Here is a 717-nt window from a genome sequence, read left to right as displayed (position 1 = left end):
TTTCCGGACATGGCAGCGCCACAATGTTGGCTATCCCTTCATAACAGGCTCGCCGGGACGGAACCATGAACGACAAGACAATCCCACCTGACAAGCGCGGTCCGTCGAAAAAGGACAGCCAACCGAAAAAGGCCGACCGCAAGAGCCGGCTCGCCGAGCAACTGCGCGCCAATCTGCAGAAGCGCAAGGCGCAGTCGCGCTCGCGGCGCACCGGCGACGCCGACAAGCGGCGCACCGGCGAGGCGGACCAGCGGCGCACCGGCGAGGCGGACCAGCGGCCGGAAGGGCTCGGCACCTTAAGGAAAACGAAAACGGATTGACCTATATCAACAGGGCCGGGTCCAGGGTGCGGGAATCCTGTTTCTTGAACCAAGCCGGCCAATGGTCTAGACCGGCCACAACAGACTCAACCGATTGAAAACCGGCCTTTCGGCCGAGGGGACGCTCTTCCATGGATCGCATCAGAATTGTCGGCGGCAACAAGCTTGCCGGAAGCATCCCGATCTCGGGCGCGAAGAACGCCGCGCTGCCGCTGATGATCGCCTCGCTTTTGACCGACGACACGCTGACCCTGGAAAACGTGCCGCATCTGGCCGATGTCGAGCAGCTTATCCGCATCCTCGGCAATCATGGCGTCGACTATTCGGTCAATGGCCGCCGCGAAAAACAGCAGGAGGGCTATTCGCGCACCATCAATCTCTCTGCCCGCAACATCGT

1 protein-coding gene and 1 pseudogene are annotated in these 717 nt (G+C 61.6%); both read left to right on the top strand.

Translation table 11 applies throughout. The annotated features are described in order from the left end of the window. Nucleotides 1-65 precede the first annotated feature (65 nt). Nucleotides 66-320: a hypothetical protein gene (locus EOA85_RS36595; protein WP_127212824.1), complete on the top strand. Its 255-nt coding sequence runs from the start codon at nucleotides 66-68 to the stop codon at nucleotides 318-320. Between the two features lie 131 nt (nucleotides 321-451). Continuing rightward, nucleotides 452-717, top strand: a pseudogene (locus EOA85_RS36590) (UDP-N-acetylglucosamine 1-carboxyvinyltransferase); the annotation flags it as partial.

Origin of the sequence: Mesorhizobium sp. M5C.F.Ca.IN.020.29.1.1 (genome assembly GCF_003997375.1) — a bacterium.
Taxonomy (GTDB): Bacteria; Pseudomonadota; Alphaproteobacteria; order Rhizobiales; family Rhizobiaceae; genus Mesorhizobium; species Mesorhizobium wenxiniae.
This window is presented reverse-complemented; position numbering and strand designations above follow the sequence as displayed.

What these genes read in the sequence shown, in the direction of transcription:
- EOA85_RS36595 (WP_127212824.1), top strand. Translation starts at nt 66, where the DNA reads ATGAACGACAAGACAATCCCACCTGACAAGCGCGGTCCGTCGAAAAAG.